At 72.0% G+C, this 17,703-nt stretch carries 18 protein-coding genes and 1 pseudogene; 7 read left to right on the forward strand and 12 right to left on the reverse strand.

Going from position 1 to position 17,703, the window contains the following annotated elements; genetic code table 11:
* Positions 1-84: 84 nt before the first annotated feature.
* Positions 85-942, reverse strand: a complete 858-nt coding sequence (locus tag AB0L75_RS02560; RefSeq protein WP_365174250.1) for an LLM class flavin-dependent oxidoreductase — start codon at positions 940-942, stop codon at positions 85-87.
* Between the two features lie 144 nt (positions 943-1,086).
* Between AB0L75_RS02560 and AB0L75_RS02565 the strand changes: the two genes are divergently transcribed.
* Positions 1,087-1,908: an alpha/beta hydrolase gene (locus tag AB0L75_RS02565; protein ID WP_365174253.1), complete on the forward strand. Its 822-nt coding sequence runs from the start codon at positions 1,087-1,089 to the stop codon at positions 1,906-1,908.
* Positions 1,905-3,167, forward strand: a complete 1,263-nt coding sequence (locus AB0L75_RS02570) for a cytochrome P450 (protein WP_365174255.1) — start codon at positions 1,905-1,907, stop codon at positions 3,165-3,167. Before AB0L75_RS02565 ends, AB0L75_RS02570 begins: the two co-directional genes overlap by 4 nt.
* Here AB0L75_RS02570 and AB0L75_RS02575 read toward each other — a convergent pair.
* Together AB0L75_RS02575 and AB0L75_RS02580 are read right to left on the reverse strand one after the other, a co-directional pair.
* Positions 3,160-4,341, reverse strand: coding sequence for a damage-control phosphatase ARMT1 family protein (locus AB0L75_RS02575; RefSeq protein WP_365174257.1), 1,182 nt, complete (start codon positions 4,339-4,341; stop codon positions 3,160-3,162). The two genes, AB0L75_RS02570 and AB0L75_RS02575, sit on opposite strands and share 8 nt — an antisense overlap.
* Before the next feature lie 22 nt (positions 4,342-4,363).
* The gene (locus AB0L75_RS02580) at positions 4,364-5,011 is read right to left on the reverse strand and encodes a ScbR family autoregulator-binding transcription factor (RefSeq protein ID WP_365174259.1); all 648 of its coding nucleotides are present in this window, start codon (positions 5,009-5,011) and stop codon (positions 4,364-4,366) included.
* A 449-nt stretch (positions 5,012-5,460) separates the two neighbouring features.
* Here AB0L75_RS02580 and AB0L75_RS02585 point away from each other — a divergent pair, with 449 nt between their 5' ends.
* On the forward strand, positions 5,461-6,276 hold the full coding sequence (locus tag AB0L75_RS02585) for a lytic polysaccharide monooxygenase (protein WP_365174262.1): 816 nt from the start codon (positions 5,461-5,463) through the stop codon (positions 6,274-6,276).
* 18 nt (positions 6,277-6,294) lie between these two features.
* On the opposite strand, the gene AB0L75_RS02590 is transcribed toward AB0L75_RS02585, so the two are convergent.
* Positions 6,295-6,948: a Tat pathway signal sequence domain protein gene (locus AB0L75_RS02590; protein ID WP_365174264.1), complete on the reverse strand. Its 654-nt coding sequence runs from the start codon at positions 6,946-6,948 to the stop codon at positions 6,295-6,297.
* Between the two features lie 676 nt (positions 6,949-7,624).
* Between AB0L75_RS02590 and AB0L75_RS02595 the strand changes: the two genes are divergently transcribed.
* On the forward strand, positions 7,625-8,320 hold the full coding sequence (locus AB0L75_RS02595) for a DUF6230 family protein (RefSeq protein ID WP_365174874.1): 696 nt from the start codon (positions 7,625-7,627) through the stop codon (positions 8,318-8,320).
* A 5-nt stretch (positions 8,321-8,325) separates the two neighbouring features.
* Complete coding sequence (locus AB0L75_RS02600) at positions 8,326-8,778, forward strand: DUF6114 domain-containing protein (protein WP_365174267.1); 453 nt, start codon at positions 8,326-8,328, stop codon at positions 8,776-8,778.
* Between the two features lie 425 nt (positions 8,779-9,203).
* Here the strand turns inward: AB0L75_RS02600 and AB0L75_RS02605 are convergent.
* Together AB0L75_RS02605 and AB0L75_RS02610 are read right to left on the reverse strand one after the other, a co-directional pair.
* Positions 9,204-9,563 (reverse strand): annotated as a pseudogene (locus tag AB0L75_RS02605) (cation-transporting P-type ATPase); the annotation flags it as partial.
* On the reverse strand, positions 9,553-9,870 hold the full coding sequence (locus AB0L75_RS02610) for a transcriptional regulator (RefSeq protein WP_365174270.1): 318 nt from the start codon (positions 9,868-9,870) through the stop codon (positions 9,553-9,555). The pseudogene AB0L75_RS02605 and the gene AB0L75_RS02610, both read right to left, overlap by 11 nt.
* A gap of 183 nt (positions 9,871-10,053) precedes the next feature.
* Between AB0L75_RS02610 and AB0L75_RS02615 the strand changes: the two genes are divergently transcribed.
* Both AB0L75_RS02615 and AB0L75_RS02620 read left to right on the forward strand, forming a co-directional pair.
* Complete coding sequence (locus tag AB0L75_RS02615) at positions 10,054-10,509, forward strand: TerB family tellurite resistance protein (protein ID WP_365174273.1); 456 nt, start codon at positions 10,054-10,056, stop codon at positions 10,507-10,509.
* Between the two features lie 28 nt (positions 10,510-10,537).
* Entirely contained in the window at positions 10,538-11,605 is a 1,068-nt protein-coding gene (locus AB0L75_RS02620) for an AsnC family transcriptional regulator (RefSeq protein ID WP_365174275.1), read from the forward strand.
* 6 nt (positions 11,606-11,611) lie between these two features.
* Here AB0L75_RS02620 and AB0L75_RS02625 read toward each other — a convergent pair whose 3' ends face one another.
* From AB0L75_RS02625 to AB0L75_RS02650, 6 genes are all read right to left on the reverse strand, one after another.
* Positions 11,612-13,003, reverse strand: a complete 1,392-nt coding sequence (locus AB0L75_RS02625; protein WP_365174278.1) for an MFS transporter — start codon at positions 13,001-13,003, stop codon at positions 11,612-11,614.
* Positions 13,004-13,246: 243 nt separating this feature from the next.
* Positions 13,247-14,209: an ABC transporter substrate-binding protein gene (locus tag AB0L75_RS02630; RefSeq protein ID WP_365174281.1), complete on the reverse strand. Its 963-nt coding sequence runs from the start codon at positions 14,207-14,209 to the stop codon at positions 13,247-13,249.
* Positions 14,210-14,333: 124 nt separating this feature from the next.
* On the reverse strand, positions 14,334-15,002 hold the full coding sequence (locus AB0L75_RS02635; protein WP_365174283.1) for an ABC transporter permease: 669 nt from the start codon (positions 15,000-15,002) through the stop codon (positions 14,334-14,336).
* Positions 14,999-15,652: an ABC transporter permease subunit gene (locus tag AB0L75_RS02640; RefSeq protein WP_365174285.1), complete on the reverse strand. Its 654-nt coding sequence runs from the start codon at positions 15,650-15,652 to the stop codon at positions 14,999-15,001. Before AB0L75_RS02640 ends, AB0L75_RS02635 begins: the two co-directional genes overlap by 4 nt.
* Positions 15,649-16,860, reverse strand: a complete 1,212-nt coding sequence (locus AB0L75_RS02645; protein ID WP_365174287.1) for an ABC transporter ATP-binding protein — start codon at positions 16,858-16,860, stop codon at positions 15,649-15,651. The genes AB0L75_RS02640 and AB0L75_RS02645 overlap by 4 nt, the downstream gene beginning before the upstream one ends.
* Before the next feature lie 122 nt (positions 16,861-16,982).
* A complete protein-coding gene (locus AB0L75_RS02650) occupies positions 16,983-17,702 on the reverse strand; it encodes an FAD:protein FMN transferase (protein ID WP_365174289.1) in 720 nt (239 codons plus the stop codon).
* Position 17,703: the final 1 nt, after the last annotated feature.

Below are 17,703 nucleotides of genomic sequence, written 5' to 3' on the forward strand. Positions count from 1 at the left end.
CGGCCATCCGCCGCACGGCACATGATCACACCATCGCGTGAACCGCTCGCCGGACGCGGAACTTTCGCCTTCCGAGTCCGGTGATCACGCCCGGGGAGACAGGAGTTGACCGGCGGCCCAGGCCAGGGCGTCCGGCAACGCGGGCGCGGCGACCGGAAGCCACAGCGAGACGGACGACAGCCCGGCCTCCGCCAGCCTGCCCAGCTCGTCCCGCACGCTCTCGGCACTCGCGCGCGTGCCGCCCAGCGGGGGCGCCGGCAGTTCCCCCGCGGCCGGGAATCCCGGGGGCAGCAGGAACGCCCCGGCGGTCAACGGGACGGCCGCGGGGTCCCGCTCCTCCTCCCCGGCCAGTTCCGTCAACCGCTCGCGCACCTTGACGAGTTGCCCGGGGTCGACCCCCGCGCCGTGCCAGGCATCGCCATGACGCAGGGTGCGGCGCAGGGCCGCGTCGCTGTTGCCGCCTACCCACAGAGGCGGGCCGCCCGGGGTGCGGGGCAGGACGCCGAGCCGCGCGGTGCCGTCCTCGCCGCGCCACAACCGCCGTACGGTCGTTAGGTGTTCGTCGGTACGGCGGCCCCGTCCGGCGAAGGGGACGCCGACGGCCGCGAACTCCGCGCGGTCCCAGCCCGTGCCGACGCCGAGGACCAGTCGACCGCGGGAAAGTCGGTCGAGGGTGGCGGTCTGGTGGGCGAGGACGACCGGGTCGTACAGCGCGGGCACCAGGATGCTGGTGATCAGCCGGATCCGCCGGGTGGCGCCGGCCACCGCGGACAGCAGGACCAGCGGATCCGGTGTCACGCCCACGTCTCCGGCCAGCAGGTGGCCGCTCGCGATGACATGGTCGAAGCCGAGTTCCTCGGCCGTCCGGGCGATCTCGACGACGTCGTCGGTCTCGTCCTCCGACCGGGGCCAGAGCCGGTGCGGTGCCACTCCGATGCGCATGACGTCGCCTCTCCTCCGTCGGAGCCATGGATGTGGGGCCATGCATGTGGGGCCATGGGTTCGGGTGCGGCAACACCGCGAGGACCGCCCGTATGCCCCCTCCGCGCCCTTGCCGTGGTCCTGACGGCGGGCCACGGTAGGCCCATGACCTCCTTTGTGCTGCCCCATGAGGTGCACGGCGACGGCACCCACAAGGTGTTCGCCGTGCACGGCTGGTTCGCCGACCGGTCCGCCTACGCCCCCGTCCTGCCGGACCTCGACCGCACCGCCTTCACCTACGCCCTGGTCGACCTGCGCGGCTACGGCGAGGCCCGGGACGCGGCGGGCGCGTACACGACGGCCGAGGCGGCCGCGGACCTGGTGGAGCTGGCCGACCGGCTGGGCTGGGAGCGGTTCTCGGTGATCGGGCACTCCATGGGCGGCGCGGTGGCACAGCGCCTCGCGGCCCTCGTCCCGCACCGGCTGCGCCGGATGGTCGGTGTCTCGCCGGTGCCCGCCTCGGGCGTACCGCTGGCCGGCGAGCAGGCCGCGCTGTTCACGGACGCCGCGCACCGGCCGGAGAACCGGCGCGCGATCATCGACTTCACCACCGGCGGCCGGCGCCCCGCGGCCTGGCTGGACCGGATGGTCGCCCGCTCGCTGGAGCGCAGCGACGTGAAGGCGTTCCGGGCCTGGCTGGACTCGTGGGCGGGCGACGACTTCCACGCCGACGTCGAGGGCAGCGAGGTGCCGGCCCTGGCAGTGGCCGGCGGACTCGACCCGGCCCTGTCGCCGGAGGTCATGCGGCAGACCTGGTTGTCCTGGTATCCGCGGGCCGAACTCGTGGCCCTGCCGTTCGCCGGGCACTACGCCATGGACGAGTGCCCGCTCGAACTGATCCGCGTGGTCGAGGACTTCCTGCGGGCCGACGCCGGGCAGCCGGCGCGTCCCGCGGCTGATTCCCTGGCCGAGGCCGGTGAGGCGTGAGGGTGCGCGAGGCCCCGCCGGTACCCGATGTGTTCGACCCGCGCCGGTACGCCGCCGGTGTGCCCCATGACGACTATCGCGTGCTGCGCGACCACCATCCGGTCGCCTGGCAGGAGGAGCCGGAGGTGCTGGGCTGGCCGGCCGGTCCGGGATTCTGGGCGGTCACCCGGCACGCGGACGTCGTCCGGGTGCTGAAGGACGCGACGACGTACTCCTCCCACCTCGGCGCGACCCAGATCCGTGATCCGGACCCGGAGGACCTGCCCTTCATCCGGAGCATGATGCTCAATCAGGATCCGCCGGGGCACGGGCGGTTGCGGCGGCTGGTGAGCCGGGCGTTCACTCCGGGCCGGGTCGACCGGTTCGCGGCCGTCGCCCGGCAGCGGGCGCACGCCCTGCTCGCCGGGGCGCTCCAGCGGGCGCGGGAGGAGGACGGCACGGTCGATCTGGTGGCCGCCGTCACCGACGAGTACGCCCTGCTCAACCTGGCCGACCTGCTGGGCGTCCCGGAGAGCGACCGGCGGCTGCTGCTGCACTGGACCCAGCGCGTCATCGGCTACCAGGACCCGGACGAGGCCGGCCCGCCGCAGCTGGACGGGACGGGCAGGCCGGTCAACCCGCGCTCCCCGGTGATGCTGAAGGACATGTTCGCCTACGCGCGACAGCTGGCCGCGTACAAGCGGCGCCACCCGGCCGACGACGTCATGACCACTCTCGCCGGTGACGCCGAACTCGCCGACGCCGAACTGGAGATGTTCTTCTTCCTGCTCACCGTCGCGGGCAACGACACCGTGCGCAGCGCGGCCCCCGGCGGACTCCTGGCACTGGCGGAACACCCCGGATCCTATGCGTCGTTGCGGGACGGGGAGTTCGAACTTCCCTGTGCTGTCGAGGAGTTGCTGCGCTGGCATCCGCCCGTGCTGACCTTCCGCAGGACCGCCGCGCGCGACACCGAGCTGGCGGGACAGCGGATCCGGGCCGGTGACAAGGTCGTGGTCTTCCACGCCTCGGCCAACCGGGACGAGCGGGTCTTCACCGATCCCGCCCGGCTCGATCTGGCCCGCTCCCCCAACCCGCACACGTCCTTCGGCGACGGCCCGCACGTCTGCCTGGGCGCCCACTTCGCGCGGCTGCAACTACGGCTGCTCTACGAGGAGGTGCTGCGCGCACTCCCCGAGCCACGGCTGGCCGCACCGGCGCAGCGGCTCGTGTCGAACTTCATCAACGGCATCAAGTCGCTTCCGTTGCAGGTCACTTGACGTCCACCTGGATCAGCGCATGGGTGCCGGCGGTGCGCCAGCGCCGGTCCTCGGCCGCCACCAGCGCGGCCTCGGTCGCCGCGGACAGGCCCGTGATCACATCCGACTTCAGGGTGCGCAGCGCGGCGACCGGGCCGGGGAAGTAGGCGGTCGCCTCCTGGAAGGGCGTGGTCGCAGGCCACATCCGGTCGCCGACCAGACGCCGGTAGTTGAGGTCGCCCTTGAAGACGGTCAGCATGGCCGCGGCGAACTCGGCGCGCAGGTCGTCCGGCATCCGCTCGTACGGCAGCGGGGCGCAGGAGAACGGGTGGGCGCGCACGTTGAGGCGGCCGTCCGCCATGGCCGACCAGAGCACGCGCGCGTATCCGCCGGCCGCACCCGGCGCCGTACGGAGCCGGTGCAGCGCGTCGACGACGTCGGCGGTCGTGGCGTCGGAGACGTAGTACGGGTACGGCTTGACGTGCAGCACCGCACGCGCGGCCCGGCCCTCGGCGAGGAGATGGGCGATCAGCAGCAGATCCGGGACGAGTTCGCGGCCCGCGTTGTCCGCGACCAGGACGAGCGTGGCCTCGGCACCGGGTGGCAGCAGCGACCACAGGGCCGCGCTGTCGTCGGCGACCAGGGCGGGGGCCGGGTCACGGGTCTTCGCGCCTTCGGCGGAGAGCCGGAAGCCGAGGTCGGCGCGGTTGCCCCACAGCGAGCCGTGCAGCAGGGCGCGCGCCCGTTCCTCCTCCGGCAGGCCGGGCAGCGCGTCCAGCGCGGCCAGCTCCGCGTCGGTCTCCGGAGCGTCGAGTTCGGCGCGCTTGGACGGGCGGAAAGGGTCGATGCCCTGCCAGGTGCCGGGGCCGAACCAGCCGACGGCGTCGAGCAGCCGGCGGTAGAAGTAGCTCTCGGACCACAGCCACGGCACGTCGTACCAGGAGCGCCCGGCACAGTCGGCCAGGCCCCACTCCTGCCACCGGTCCCGGTCGGGCGCATCGGCGGGCAGCGGCCCGACCGTCCCCTCGGTGCAGCTCTTCAGCAGCTCATCCAGCGCCCGGTGCTGCCCGGGGCCGTACGGGAAGGCGTCCCGTACCTGCCCGATGATCGCGGGGTGCCGCTCGGCCAGCACGCCGTGCGGGAACGAGCCGGGTTCGTTGCCGAGGATCACCGGAGCGAACGGGGTGTCGGGCATGTCCGTCACCGTATCGCGCGCGTCAGGCGGTCCTGATCTCCCGCTCCAGCTGCGTCGCGAGCGTGACGTAGCGGGGGCGGCGGTGCACCGGAACCAGGCCCCGGATCAGCAGGTGCCACATCTCGGCGATCCTACGCGGAAGCCGACCGACCGGTTCCAGCGAACGTCCGGCGACCCGGGTGCCGACGAAGAAGGAGACGAGGGAGTGCGCGACGATGCCGACATCGAGATCACCGTGCACATCCGACTCCCTGACGGCTGCCGTGAACTTCCTGGTGGCAAATTCCAGCCATTCGGTGAACGGGTGGCTGAGCGGCGGCCGTACGGCGATGTCGGCGGTGGCGAGACGGAGCGCGGCACGGGGCACCGGGTCCTCCACGGCGAGCCTCGCGACCCCGAACGTGGCACGCATCAGGGCCTCCAGCGACGAGCAGCCGCGATTCTCGACCTCGGCGACGAGCTGCTGCCCGGCCTTGGCGTTGAGTTCGAGGATGGCCTGGGCCAGGTCCTCCTTGGCCGCGAAGTGGAAATACAACGCGCCCTTGGTGACCTTCGCGTGTGCGACGATGTCGCTCAGGCTGGTGGACTCGTAGCCGTGCCGGTCGAACAGATCGGCGGCGGCCGTGATGATCGTTGCCCGGGTCTGCTCGGCGCGTAACTGCCTCGCCATCCTGGGACCCCTCCTCGCGGCTTGAAACGGACGGGACATGCGGTTTCTTCTTAACCCCTTGCACACGATATCTCACCAAGCGGCAGCGGGAGTCGGGGGTGCGCATCAGTGACACGACACGTGTCACCCACGGATCCGGCAGTGCGCGAGTCCCTCGGCGGTCCATGAACGGACGAGACCAGAGGCAAGACCAGAACGGTTCCCCCTTCGTTACCCGGCCGCTCTCGGCAGCCGGGGGGCGACGGGTGCCGGACGCATGATCGCCACGATACGAGGCCGACCACCGACTCCTCAACGGGGCCTTGGAGCAGGCGCGAAACATCCCAACCGGTCGGTGCTTTCACGCCCCTGGATCACTCATGCGCCGGGGCCGGCTGAACGCGCCGAACGCCTCCGTCGTACTGGAACCCGCAGACCCCGTTCCCGCGCCCGCCGAGGAGATGTCCCGGATGACTCGGATGACCGCCCGCCTGAGCATCATGGCGGCCGTCGCGGCGGCCCCGCTTCTGCTTCTGCCGTGGGCGGCGGGGCCTGCCCAGGCGCACGGAGCCCCGACGGCCCCGGTCAGCCGGGTGTACGCCTGCTCCCCCGAGGGCGGCGACGCCGCTCGCTCGGCGGCGTGCCGGGCGGCGGTCGCAGCGGGCGGCGCCAAGTTCACGGCGTGGGACAACCTGCGCGTGGCGGGGGTCAACGGCCGCGACCGGCAGGTGATTCCGGACGGCCGTCTGTGCAGCGGGAACCTGCCGGCGTACCGGGGCCTGGACCTGGCGCGGCGGGACTGGCCGGCGACACGGCTCACGCCGGGCGGCGCACTGACGCTGACGTACGCCTCGACGATCGCGCACACGGGCACGTTCAGGCTGTATCTGACCAAGCCCGGTTACGACCCGGCGAAACCGCTTGCCTGGGCCGATCTGCCGGAGCGGCCCTTCGCCCAGGTCACCGATCCGCCGCTGCGGAACGGCGCGTACCACATCGACGCGAGGCTCCCGACGGACCGAACGGGACGTCAGATCCTGTACACCGTCTGGCAGAACAGCAGCACGCCGGACACCTATTTCTCGTGTTCCGACGTGGTCTTTCCGGAGAGGGGTAAGGCAGCCGATCCGAAGGAGGGAAGGGTGGCCGGTCCCGAGAAGGGGCACGTGGTGGCCGAGCAGAGGACGGGCTCGGGGCGCTCCGCGCACATGCTTGCGGGCGGCGCCGCCGCGGTGCTGGTGTGCACCGGGGGCGCCGCCCTCGCCGTACGACTACGACGGCGATGAACTCGTCGGCATCTGGCCCTAGTTGACGTAGACCCGGGCGCCGCCGTCCGTCGCGGGCGCGTACTTGGCGGTGAAGTAACCGTTGGCGAAGCAGAGCGACGAGCCGGACGACTTGGTGAACTGCTGGCTGGTGAAGGTGATGCTGCTGTCGGTGTTGTCCGCCTTCCCGGTCAGGGAGGGCGCCTGGTAGACGCAGGTGATGGAGCCCAGCAGGGTCTTCAGCTTGACCGTGGTCTGGATTGTCGAGCCGCTGGCCGGGGAGACGATGAGGGTGCCGTCCGAGGCGACCGTCGCCGTGTAGGGCAGGTTGTCGACGGTGATGCTGCTGACGCCGGTGACACCGATGACGTTGCTGGTGCATGAGCCGGCGTCGAAGGTGTGCCCGGTGACGGACTCGGTGGCCGTGCCGGGGGCGGTCGGGTTGCCGGTGACCGTGGCGGTGAACTGGGAGGTCTTGCAGGTGACACCGCTGGTGCCGGTCGCGCTGGAGTAGAGCGTGGCGGACGTGCCGGATGCCAGGGGCGCGGTGAGGGTGTCGCCGACCGCGGCGGCGGTACCGCCCGCGCTGCCGGTGGTGAGGACGGCGCTGCCGTCGGCGGAGGCGGGGGTGGCCATCGCGAGGGCGAGTGCGGCGGCGGTGCCGGCGAGGGCGAGAAGGGATCGCGTGCGCATGCGGGTGCCTCTTTCCTGGGTGGGGTCCGGATGAGGTGGGGTGGGGGGTGGCAGGTGATGCCGTGCGGCAGAGCGCGACGGATGCCGTACGGCAGGGTGCTGGGTGCCGTGCGGCAGGGTGCGGTGGGGCGCGTGGTGCCGCCGACGCCGGGCCGTGGCGTCTTCTCCGTACGCGACGGACCGGCGACGGCGGCAGTCCGGGCACCGGCCGAAGACCTCGGGGGGAGGGTCTTCGGCCGGGCCGGCGGAGCGGTCGGGCACGGCCGGAGGAAGGGACCGTGCACGGCCGCGGTGATGTGAAACGGTTTCCGTGAGCCGAGGTGAGCGGCCGGCTGAGAGGGCCGGGAGAACACGGCCGGTGCCGCTCGGCGGATCCGGCGCCACGGATCCGTGAAGCAGGGCAAGTTGTAGACCTGATCAACCGTCAACGTCAAGGCGGGAAAAGGGAGTTGCCGGACTGCGGTCGCTTTCCGCGCACATCCGACACCCTTTTTTCACATCTCCCTTGACCCTCCGAAGTAACCGGCGGTAACTTCCTCGGAAGGCTACTGCCGCGTAACGAGAAAGCCCTTGCTCCACCGGGGTGCGAGGAGGCGTACGCGACAGTCGCTGTCCGCGCCAGGACACCGCGCCGCTGAAGCCCAACCCGCATTGATCCATGCCCATGGGAGCAGACATGGCCTCGTCCCCGGACGTCGCGTCCGCCGGCAACACCCCCGAGAACCCGGGAAACGGTTCACCCTCCGAAGCGCCGCGGACCGCCGGGACCACCGGTGGCGAGAGACGGGGCCGGGTCCGGGCGCGCCGGGTCGCGGTCATGGCGGTGCCCGCCACCCTCGTCGCCGCCGGTCTTGCGGTCCTCACCGCGCAAGGGGCGCTGGGCGTGCAGTTCGCCATCTCCGGCATGCCGTTCACGGTCACCGCGACGGAACTCGACGGAACCGGTTTCGAGCAGTTCGGCGGTCTCGACACCATGGCGGACGGCAGTCCGAACGCCGGGGACACCGGCGGACAGGAACTCATCGTCACCTCCGCGATCAAGAACGCCACGCTCACCAAGCTGTGCCAGAGCGTCGACCTCGGCGGCACCAACCTGCTGATCACCGCGGGAAGCGGTTCCGACAAGGTGACCGCGAGCGACCTGACGACCGACTCCTCGCAGCTGTCCGGCGACGCGGCGTTCAACAACATCGAGATCGGCACCGACGCCAGCACCCTGACCAAGGCGGGCGTGAAGGGTCCGATCGGGGTCTTCAGCCAGCAGGCCGACACCGTGCGCATCGCCAATCTGCGGCAGACCAACTACGCGACGACCGCTGGCGTGTTCAAGCTTCCAGGCCTCAAGCTCCGCTTCAGCGACTCGGGTTGCTGAGCACCGTGGCCGACCGTCCACATCAGGGAGCGCGGGCCGCGTTCCGCGGATGGCGGGCCCGTCGGCCGTTCTGGGGCGGGCTGCTGCTCGCCCTGGCCGGCGGCGAGATCCTGCTGACCGAGAAGGCCTCGCTGAAGGTCGTGATGCACATCGGCATGCAGGGGCTGGCCGGGTATCTGCTGCCGTCGGTGATGGCGCTGCTGGGACTGCTGATCCTCTTCAACCCCGCGCAGCGGCTGTTCTACTCCATCACCGGCGTCCTGCTCACCCTGGGCACCTGGGTGACCTCCAATCTGGGCGGCTTCTTCATCGGCCTCCTGCTGGGTGTCACCGGCAGCTGCCTCACCTTCGGCTGGCTCCCCGACCAGGAGCCGCGCGTCAGCCGCCGCGAACGCCGTGCGCAGGCGAGGGCGGCGGCACACGCCTTGCCGGAGGAGGCGGAGGGCACGGCCGCCTGACGGGGTGTGACGTAGCGGAACACGATCGCGACGAGACCGGACGAGACGAGCAGCAGGCGATCAGCAGGTGCCGGGGCGGGCCTTCGCCGCAACGAGCGCGAGGGCGTACAGGCCGAGGACGGCCGCGAGCAGCAGGTAGTACGCGGCGGGCAGGGCCGTCATGCCGAGCGCCGCTCCCAGGGGACTGGGCGGTACGGCCACTCCGACGACGGCGAGGAGAGCCGCCGACCGGTCCGGGCCGACCGCCGCGCGCGAGGCGCCGGCCGTCGCGCAGGAGCAGCATGACCAGCGCCTGGGTGAGCAGGTTCTCGGTGAACCAGCCCGAGTGGAACTCGGCCTGGTCGTCCAGGGCGTCCGGACCGTCCAGGGCGAGCGCGAGGACGCCGAAGGTGGACCTCGCGGGCGCGCGGGGCGTCGGTGGCGTCCGTGCGGCGCAGCACGGTGGCCGTGCCGGCTACCAGTTCGCGCGGCGCGGCGAGCGAGCGGTCGGCGCGCCGCTCGCCGGCCGCGCGCGGCGCACAGCTGACGGTGACCAGCGCGAGGATCACCGCGGCGGTGCCCCAGGAGGCGACGGACGCCGAGACCAGGCCGAGGGCGAGAAGCACGGCGGTGAACGGGTCGCGCAGGCCGCGCCGGAGCGCGGAGGTGGTGCGCGGGTGGGGCGGGGTGTTCTCGCCGTGGGTGACGAGCCGGGCGGCGGCCTCGGCGTCGGTGAGCCCGCGCGGGCCGGTGTCCAGGCGCCGCAGCACCCGCAGGGACGTTCCGGTCACCGGCTCAGAGGCCACGGAGGCGGCGGGCCGGGACCGCGGCGGCCGCCTCCCGTTCGGCGAGGCGCCCGACGAGCAGGCGTACGACGTCCACGACGGCGGTCTGTCCGGCGGCGTCCGCGAAGTACACCTGGCGGCGGCCCTCGCGGCGGGAGTGGACGAGTCCGGCGAGCTTCAGCTTGGTCAGGTGCTGGCTGACGGCGGGCAGCGCGCCACCGACCCGCTCGGCGAGCCCGGTGACATCGCTCTCGAGTCCGAAGGCGACGGCCGCCTCGGTGAGCACCTCGGCGGAGGGATCCTGGTGGCCCGTGCCGGGCGCTGTCACCCCTGTCGCCTTCCTCTGTGTCATGTGTGTCGAGCCGCGTGTCGGGCAGTGTGCGGTCTGTACGCGGGGAATTCAGTCCAGGACGGCTGGAACTTTCCGGTCGTCCCGTTAGTTTCTACGGTGCTGTAGAAGTTGTGGCCGGTGTGCCGGGGGAGCCTCCGGCCGTGGATACGAGGAGTGCGCATGGCCCTGTGGGACCGCATCAAGGAGTCGGCGTCGCAGATGCAGACCCAGCTGGAGGCGAAGAAGAACGACCTGAAGAGCGGCGCGTTCCGCGACGCGAGCATGGCGATGTGCGCGCTCGTGGCCGCCGCGGACGGGACCGTCGACGCGTCGGAGCGGCAGCGGGTGGCCCAGCTCATCGCGACGAACGAGGTGCTGCAGAACTTCCCGGCGGACGACCTGCGCCGCCGCTTCGAGGAGAACCTGAACAAGCTGACGGCCGACTTCGCCTTCGGCAAGGTGAGCGTGCTGCAGGAGGTCGCCAAGGCGAAGAAGAAGCCTGCCGAGGCGCGGGCCGTGATCCAGATCGGCATCGTGATCGGCGGCGCGGACGGCGACTTCGACAAGACGGAGCAGGCCGTGGTGCGCGAGGCGTGCTACACCCTGGACCTGCCGCCGCACGAGTTCGACCTCTGAGAGTGCCGGACCGCGCGAGGATGGGGGCATGCTCGACGAACTCGACCGTGCCCTCGTCCATGCGCTGCACCTGGACGGCCGGGCGCCGTTCAGCAGGATCGCCGAGGTGCTCGGGGTCTCGGCGCAGACCGTCGCCCGGCGCTACCGCCGGCTGCGCACGGAGGCCGGGCTGCGCGTGGTGGGCCTCGCCGACCCGCACCGGGCGGGCCGCACGCAGTGGCTGGTCCGGCTGACGGCGACGGCACGCTCGGCACAGGACATCGCCGGGGCGCTGGTGCGGCGGCCCGACACGTCCTGGGTGAAGCTGACTTCGGGTGGCACGGAGATCACGGCGGTGATCCACGCCCCGGCCGAGGACTCCTCCCCCGGCTCCCTCCTGCTGCACGACGTCCCGCGCACCGGCGGCATCACCGCCGTCTCCGCGCACTGTCTGCTCCATACCTACCTGGGCGGACCGGCCAACTGGCGGCGCAGCGCCCAGGCTCTCGACGAGGAGCAGCGGCAGGCGCTGGCGTACCGGGGCCCGGTGGCCGCGACGGGGCACGGGCAGCCCGCCGAGCCGCCCCGGCCGGAGTGCGACGACGGGACCGAGGGGGTACGGCAACCGGGGCCGGGGGACGCTGAGTTGCTCGCCTCGCTGGAGCGGGACGGGCGTGCCGGGCAGGGGGAGCTGGCCCGGGCGACCGGCTGGTCGCCCACGACCGTGGCCCGGCGGCTGGCCGAACTGCGGGCGGCGGGCGCGCTGTTCTTCGACGTCGAAGTGGACGCGGCGCGTTTCGGCGTCCGCACCCGGGCGCTGCTGTGGCTGTCGGTGCGGCCGGCGGATCTGGAGAAGGTCGGACTCGCCCTGGCCGGCCATGACGAGCTGGCCTTCGTGGCCGCGACCACCGGCCGCACCAATCTGGTCGCGCAGGCCCTGTGCCGCGACCCGGCCGACCTGCACCGCTACCTCACCCGGCGGCTGGGCGCGCTCGGGGAGATCGATGCGCTGGAGACCAGTCCGGTGCTGCGTACGTTGAAGGCGGCGAGTCCGGTACTGACGGATCTGGCGCGCGCACGAGGCCGCGGGACGGCGCCCACCCACCGGGCCGGGTGAGACCGCCTACTCCCCCTCCCCCGTTCCGACCCGGCTGGCGGCCGCAAAGGCCACCGCCAGCAGTGCCGCCGCCACCCAGCAGGCGGTCTGCGGGGTGTGCGCGCCCTTGCCGGACAGGTACACGCTGCCGAGCATGGCCACCCCCAGCGTGGCGCCCAGTTGCTGGACGGCGTTGAGGAGTCCGGCCGCCGAGCCGATCTCGTGCGGTCGCAGGGGCCGCAGGGCGAGGGTGAAGAAGGCGGGTGTGAACAGGCCGGCGCCGAGGCCGACGAGGGCGAGGGCGGGCAGCAGCGGGACCGGGAAATGCCCCGGCGCGGTCGTCCGGTAGGCGGCCACGGCTGCGAGCAGTCCGGCCAGCAGCACCCCGAGTCCGTACGGCATGACCCGGCGCCCGTACCGCCGTACCAGCCGCGAGCCCGCCCACCAGGACGCGAGGGCGAGCCCGGCGGACCACGGCAGCAGACTCAGGCCCGACGCCAACACACCTGTGTGCGCGTCGAGTTGCAGCTGGAGGACGACCACGACGGTCAGCCCGTTGGTCACCGCGAAGAAGGCCGCGGAGGTCACGAGAGCGGCGGGGAAGCCGCGGTGGGTGAACAGGCTGGGCTCCAGCAGGGGGCGGGCCGTGCGCCGCTGCTGCCGGGCGAAACCGGCGAGCACCAGCACTCCGGTGATCAGCAACAGCCAGTCACGCACGGCGAGTCGGCCGAGGTCGCCGCCGATCAGCGGGTACACGAGCAGCCCGGTGCCGAGGGCGGCCAGGGCGGTGCCGGGCCAGTCGAGGGCCGGGCGGTGCGGGGCGCGGTTCTCCGGCAGGTTCCGGGCGAGGATCAGCACCACCGCGGCGACGGGCACGTTCACGAAGAACGCGGACCGCCAGGACGAGCCGAACAGGTCGGCGTGGGTCAGCACACCGCCGACGACGGGACCGCAGACGGCGGCCAGGCCCATCACCGGTCCGATGCTGCCCAGCGCCTTCGCCGTCTCCTCCCCCGAGAACATCGCCTTGATCAGCCCGATCGTCTGCGGAATGATCAACGCCGCCGCGGCGCCCTGCACGGCCCGGAAGGCGATGAGCGGGCCCGGCGCCGGTGCGAGCGCGCAGGCCACGGACGCGGCCGTGAACACCGCGACGCCGAGGACGAACATCCGGCGCCGGCCCGCGATGTCCCCGAGCCGCCCGCCGGTGATCAGCAGCACGGCGAACGGAAGGGTGTAGGCGGCGCCGAACCACTGCACCTCGGAGACCGGTCCGCCCAGGTCGGCACGGACGGCCGGCGCGGCCACCTGGACGACGGTCGCGTCCAACAGGTTCATCGCCTCGCCGAGCAGCAGGGCGGCCAGGCCGGCCCAGCGCCTGCGGCAGGGAGTGGCGACAGCCACCGCTTGCGTGGTCATGGGGTTCCTCTCAGGCTCGCTACGGGACCGGAATCGGCCCCGGGCCAGCGTGGGAGGACCAGGGAGGCGGACTCCACCGGGAGCGGCGAGCCTGCGGATTTCTTCCATCGACCCGCCCCTTGACGCGGAAATCCCACACGGTGTTCCGCGGGGTCGCGTGGGCGTTGGCTCAGCGCCGTAGGAGTGTCCAGCGTCGGCCGAACCGCCCCGGGTCACAGGGTGAACCGGGGCGGGGACCGGGCCTCAGGCGAGGCCCGCGGAGTTCAGCCAGGCCTTGGCGACGTCCAGCGGGTCCTTGTTCTGGGCCTGCACCTGGGTGTCCAGGTCCAGCAGGGTCGCGGTGTCGAGCTTGGCCGAGACGGCGTTGAGCGCGTCGACGCCCTTCTTGGGCAGTGCGCCCTTGTGGACGAGCGGCTGGACGTTCTCGAAGCCGAAGAGGTTCTTCGGGTCCTGCAGGACGACGAACTTCTCCTTGGAGATGGTCGCGTCCGTGGTGAAGATGTCCGCCGCCTGCACGGCGTCCTTCTGCAGCGCCGCCTGGGTGAGCGGGCCGCCCGCGTCCAGCGCCCGGAACGACTTGAACTGGAGGCCGTAGACGGACTTCAGGCCCAGCAGGCCCTGCTGACGGGTCTGGAACTCCGGCGAGGCGCCGATGACCAGGTCCTTCGCGATGTCCTTCAGGTCGGCGATGGTGGACTTCTCGGTCAGCTTGTACTTCTTCGCGGTGGCCGCGTTGACCGTGACCGAGTCCTTGGACTGCGCCGCCGCGGGCTCCAGCAGGGTCAGCCTGGAGTCCAGCTTGGCCTCGATGGCCGTCGTGGTGGCCTCGGTCGTCGTCGGCTTCACCTTCGGGTCGAGGTAGGCCAGCAGCGCGCCGTTGTACTCGGGCAGTACCTTGATGGAGCCGTTCTTGATCAGCCCGTAGGTGGTCTCGCGGCTGCCGATGTTCGGCTTGTACTCGACCTTGATCCCCTTGGCCTTGAGGGCCTCGCCGTAGATGTCGGCGAGCAGGGTGCTCTCGGGGAAGTTGTTGGACCCGACGACGACGGTGCCGTCGGCGGCCTTGCCGTCGTCCGTCAGGGGGTTGCCGGACTTGTCGCCCTTGGAGGAACAGCCCGCCAGCAGAGCCGTCGCCGCCGCGAGGGCGACCACCGCCGCGCCTCGGTTCCTCCGGATGGACCTGCTGATGCGGTTGGTGGAAGTCACCCACTGATCCAATCCAGCCAGTTCTCCATCAGTCAAGTGCCACATATCACCGACTGGCTTCAATCTGTGCTCACTTGCGGGCAGGTAACGGTCTCTTCGCCACGGATTCCTGATCCGGTCTCCGTCAGCCGCTGCGGCGTACTCCGGGGGAGACCGTGAGCCGGGACAGGGCCCAGAACACCACGAGGGTGGCCAGGGCGAGACCGGCGACCAGGGTGGCGCCGCCCACGACCTTGTCGTAATTCTTCTGGTAGAGACCGTCGATGATGTACCGGCCGAGGCCGCCGAGGCTCACGTAGGCGGCGATGGTGGCGGTGGAGACGATCTGGATGGCCGCCGTGCGCAGGCCGCTCAGGATGAGCGGGAGCGCGACCGGCACCTCCACCTGGAACAGCACCCGTGCCTCGGACATGCCCATGCCGCGGGCGGCGTCCACGGGCGAGGGGTCGACCGAGCGGATCGCCTCGTAGGTGGTGACCAGGATCGGCGGTACGGCGAGCACGACCAGCGGGATCATCACCGGCAGCAGACCGAACCCGATCCAGATGAACATCAGGACCAGCAGACCGAAGCTCGGCAGGGCCCGGCCCGCCGTGGCGATCAGGGCGAGGGCGTTGCCGCCACGGCCGTAGTGGCCGGTGACCAGGCCGATGGGCAGCGCGATCGCGGCGGCGTACAGCAGCGCCTCCAGCGAGTACGTGATGTGCTCGACGAGCCGGGTGGGGATGCCGTCGTAGCCGTGCCAGTGGGCGCTGTCGCTGAAGAAGGCGTGCGCGAAGTTCAGGACGTTCACCGGCCGGCACCCTTCGTCGGCATCCAGGGGGTGAGGAGACGGCGGACGAGGACCAGCAGGGCGTCGGCCAGGATGCCCAGCACCGCGGTGGTCAGCACCGAGTTCACGGCCAGGGCCGGCCGGTGGTAGGTGGTGGCGGCGTAGAGCATGTTGCCGAGTGCGCCCTGGTTGCCGATGAGCATGCCGACGCTGACCAGGGAGAGACTGGACACGGTCGCGACCCGCAGGCCCGCGATGATGGCGGGTACGGCGATGGGCAACTGCACCTGGAGATAACGGCGTACGGCGCCGAAGCCCATGGCCTGCGCGGCGGCCAGGGTCTCCTGCGGCACCGAGCGGACACCGTCAACGATCGCCGGGACCAGCACCACCAGGCTGTAGATCGCGAGCGGGACCATCACCGTGGTCTCGCTCTGCCCGAAGTAGTCGATGAGCACGACGAAGAAGGCCAGCGACGGGATCGAGTAGAGCACGGTGGTGACGCCGAGGACGGGCGGGTAGACCCAGCGGAAGCGGACGCACAGCTGGGCCACGGGCAGTGCGACGAGCAGCCCGGCCAGCACCGGCAGCAGGCCTTCGCGCACATGGAGGCCGACGAGGCCGAGGTAGCTGTACTGCAGATCGCTCGGCAGGTCGAAGAAGCCGTTCATCGGGCGGCCCCGGCGTCGGCGGCCCCGGCCGCGTCCGTGGCCTCGGCGGTGACCGCGGTCCCCGTCACGCTCGCGGTCCCCGTCACGCTCGCGGTCCCCGTCGCGTTCGCGGCCCGGCTGTGGGCCGCCCGGATCGCCTCGCCGATGACCTGCTGGGAGACGGCACCGACGGCGCGTCCCTCGCCGTCCACCGCGACGGCCCAGCCGGTCGGGGAGAGGACGGCGCCGTCGAGCGCGGTGCGCAGCGAGTCGCTGCCGGGCACGAACGGCCGCCCGAAGTCGAGGAGTTGCTCCCGGTCGACGGCCCCGGCGGTGAGCCGCTCGGGCTCGCTCCAGCCGAGCGGACGGCCGTCGAGGTCGGTGACGAGGAGGTAGGGCGCGTCGCAGCGGGCGGCGAGCGTGTCGGCATCGGCGTCGATGCCCACGATCGGCGCGGTCTGCAACTCCAGGTCGGCGGAGGGGAAGAAGGACAGCCGGCGGATACCGCGGTCGGCGCCGAGGAAGTCCTCCACGAAGGCGTCGGCGGGTGCGCTGAGCAGGTCGGCGGGCGGGGCGAACTGCGCGAGCCGGCCGCCGGTGCGCAGCACCGCGACCATCGTGCCGAGCTTGATCGCCTCGTCGATGTCATGTGTGACGAAGACGATGGTCTTGCCCAACTCGTCCTGGATACGCAGCAGTTCGTCCTGGAGCCCCTTGCGTACCACGGGATCGACGGCGGAGAACGGCTCGTCCATCAGCAGCACCGGCGGATCGGCGGCGAGCGCCCGGGCCACGCCGACGCGCTGCTGCTGGCCGCCGGAGAGCTGGTACGGGTACCGCTTGGCGAGCGCGGCGTCGAGCCCCACCCGCTCCATCAGTTCGGCGGCCCGGCCCCGGGCCTCCTTCTTGGGCGTACCGAGCAGGCGGGGCACGGTGGCGATGTTGTCGAGGATGGTGCGGTGCTGGAAGAGCCCGGCGTTCTGGATGACGTACCCCATCGAGCGGCGCAGGGTGTTGACCGGCTGCTGCCGGATGTCGGTGCCGTCGAGGAGAATGCTGCCCTCGGTGGGCTCCACCATCCGGTTGATCATCCGCAGGGTCGTCGTCTTGCCGCAGCCGGAGGGTCCGACGAGGACGGTGATCGCGCGGTCCGGTATCTCCAGGGACAGCCGGTCGACCGCGACCGTGCCGTCCGGGTACCGCTTCGTGACTGAGTCTATCCGTATCAAAACGCCGAATACCCTTCGGGTCTGGCAGGTTTCCGCCCGTTTTCGGCCGAGGTCGTCGGTGCGCAGGCCGTTGCGGGGAGAGTCTAGACCGCGAGTGTTTCAGCGTTTTGGCGGGTGAATGGCTACGCCACCGGAATCCCGGGGGTGCGGATCACGCGGCGTGCGGTGTCGACCGCGAACACCTCGCAGCCGGTACGGGCGGCGGCCCAGGCCGGCCCGTCGGCGCCCAGCGCGAAGGCGGCCGTGGCGGTCGCGTCCGCCTCGGTCAGGGTCGGGGCCAGCACGGTGAGGCTGAGCAGTCCGGTCGCGGGGCGCCCGGTGCGGCCGTCGAGGATGTGGTCGCCGCGCTCGTACCCACCGGACGTCGCCACCGCCGCGTCGGTGACCGCCAGCACGGCGCAGAGCCGGTCGGCCTGTTCCGGATGCCGTATCCCGACCCGCCACGGCCCGCCGGAGACGACCACGTCACCCCCGGCGTTGAGGCAGAACCGCCGCGCCCCGGCCGCGGTCAGCAGCTCGGCCGCCCGCTGCACCGACCAGCCCTTGACCACCGCGCACGGATCGAAGTCCCGGCCGGGCAGCCGGACGTCGAAGGCGCCGCCGGTCGCGCCGCGCAGGTCCGCGCACAGGCCGAGCACCTCCGTCAGGTCCGCGCTCAGCCCGCCCTGCGCCAACTCGCCCCGCCCGTACCGGGACACCTCGCTGTCGGGCTTGAACGGGCTGAACCGGTCGTCCACTTGGCGCAGCCAGACGAAGACAGCGTCCGCCGCCGCGTCGAAGTCGCCCTCGTCGTCGATCCGCAGCGAGACCGGGAACCCCATGACGTGCTCGACACGCCGCACG

Origin of the sequence: Streptomyces sp. NPDC052101 (assembly GCF_040680235.1) — a bacterium.
Lineage (GTDB): Bacteria > Actinomycetota > Actinomycetes > Streptomycetales > Streptomycetaceae > Streptomyces.